3 protein-coding genes are annotated in these 1,847 nt (G+C 36.8%); all 3 read right to left on the reverse strand.

Annotated elements, in window-relative coordinates; genetic code table 11:
- Positions 1-307 precede the first annotated feature (307 nt).
- Positions 308-1,276: a peptidoglycan-binding protein gene (locus tag N9I19_RS24620; RefSeq protein ID WP_317779312.1), complete on the reverse strand. Its 969-nt coding sequence runs from the start codon at positions 1,274-1,276 to the stop codon at positions 308-310.
- 62 nt (positions 1,277-1,338) lie between these two features.
- A complete protein-coding gene (locus N9I19_RS24625) occupies positions 1,339-1,584 on the reverse strand; it encodes a phage holin (RefSeq protein WP_228467471.1) in 246 nt (81 codons plus the stop codon).
- Between the two features lies 1 nt (position 1,585).
- A partial coding sequence (locus tag N9I19_RS24630) for a hypothetical protein (RefSeq protein ID WP_317779313.1) occupies positions 1,586-1,847 on the reverse strand: 262 nt, incomplete at its 5' end.

Consider the following 1,847-nt stretch of genomic DNA (forward strand, 5'->3'; position numbering starts at 1 on the left):
CCTGTATCAAAATGCGGGAAAAATACGCTAAGGTTGTCTTATAAAACCTTAGTTTCTTAACACCTAATCATTAAAGGGTTTATGGAGGTTTAACTGTGAATGTTCAGAAACATTTCATTAAGGTTAGATAAGTATAAAATAGACAGAAAGGAAGAGTGATATGATACTCTTTCTTTCTGTCTATTTTATTTCACAGTTTGTGTCTTATACGTCACAAAAGACATTCTCAAGTTAGTTAATCAACAACACTTTTAACAGAGCCTAAAACAAAAAATAGTCCCTACTCAAATCGAGTATGGGCTTTTGATTACGCAGCAAACAATTCAGTGAAAGTAGCTTTGCCTGCCTTCTTGTCTGCAGTAATCTTTTTAGCTTTCTGGAATTTAGATAATGCTGATTCAGTATTTTTTCCGAAATCTGAATCAAGTGATCCAAGGTTAAATCCTTCCAAAAAAAGTGCTGCCTGTAGAATCCATGTAAGATTGCCTTTTGCACCTTTTTTAACCGTGACAATTGCAGCCTTAGTTTTAGCACCCCACTTTCCATCCACAACTAGCTTTTTACCAAATTGTTTATTAAGTTCAGTTTGTAATGCTTGGATAAGTGCTGCCTTGGTTTTTGGGCCATTATATCCATCCACAATAAGACCAGCATCATAACGGCTGTTTAAGGTTTTTTGAATGGACCTGATTGTTTCATCCCCTTTATTCTTGGATGGCTCTTTAGTAATCTCTGAAGCAACCTCAGTCTTTGGAGGAACCATAACAATGGTTTCCGTTTCAGGTTTAAATTTCAAAGAAAGACTTGGTCTTTTACCAGCCATCATCTGTGAATAGGTTAATCCACCCGTCATTTCCAAGTGAGGATAATCTTTAAAGCCTGTCCAATCTCCACCCCATTTAAATCCTAATTCTTTACCAATGGCAGCTACACGTTTCCATTTAGTGTTAATAGTCCACAAGGCAGTTTTACCATCATCACTTACAAGGAAATAGTCAATTGCCACACCATAGTTATGGAAAGATTGCCCTGGCAATGCCTTTGTCACCTTTGGCTTGGACATGCTACTATAACTTTTACCTTTGTAGCTATAAAAACGACCTTGGCCGTATAGAGCCGCCTGTTCTTCCATGGAGCGATAACCTGCGCTGATTTGTACGTAAATCCCTTCTTTATAGGCACGCTTAATCATTTCTAAGGCTGAGGCTTTCACCACTGAATTCATACCAGAACCCATATTTTTAATTGAACGATCCAATAATGTTTGCAATTCCACTGTCATTTTCCATCGTCTCCTTTTAATTTAAATGCATAATAAAAAGCCACCCGATGGGCAGCTTATTTTAATCCATTCTTTTTCAAGACTTCTTCTTGTTTTTGAGCTTTCTTAGTCACTAAATATTGATTCTTATATACTCCATATAAAGCAAACCCAAGAGGGACAACAGCAGTAAGGAAGTTAATAAATGAGTTGATTGTATTTTCATTGAACCATTCAACCTGATAACCTAGCGATTGAAAAAATAAAAGCAGTGCCCCGAGAGCACCGCCAATCATTGCTACATATTGTTTTATTTTATCCATATCAAAATTCTCCTTTGTTTTCGATTTTATCTATGCGTTTATGTGCCTGTTTAGTGCTCTCGTCAATACGAATAACAGTCTCTGACAATGCAGTCCAACGTTGGTCACTAGCCTTAAAATCAATCCTAATTGAATCAACGGATTGTCCAATATTATCTAACTTTGTTCTTATGATTGCTGATTCTGTAGCATCATTCTTAACGTCCTTATCCCTATTCCTGTTAAAAGTGAAAAAACCAATCACAAGCCCCGCGACTGTGCAT

Source organism: Peribacillus sp. CSMR9 (assembly GCF_033141925.1).
Lineage (GTDB): Bacteria > Bacillota > Bacilli > Bacillales > DSM-1321 > Peribacillus > Peribacillus simplex_A.

What these genes read in the sequence shown, in the direction of transcription:
- N9I19_RS24625 (WP_228467471.1), bottom strand. Translation starts at nt 1,584, where the DNA reads ATGGATAAAATAAAACAATATGTAGCAATGATTGGCGGTGCTCTCGGG.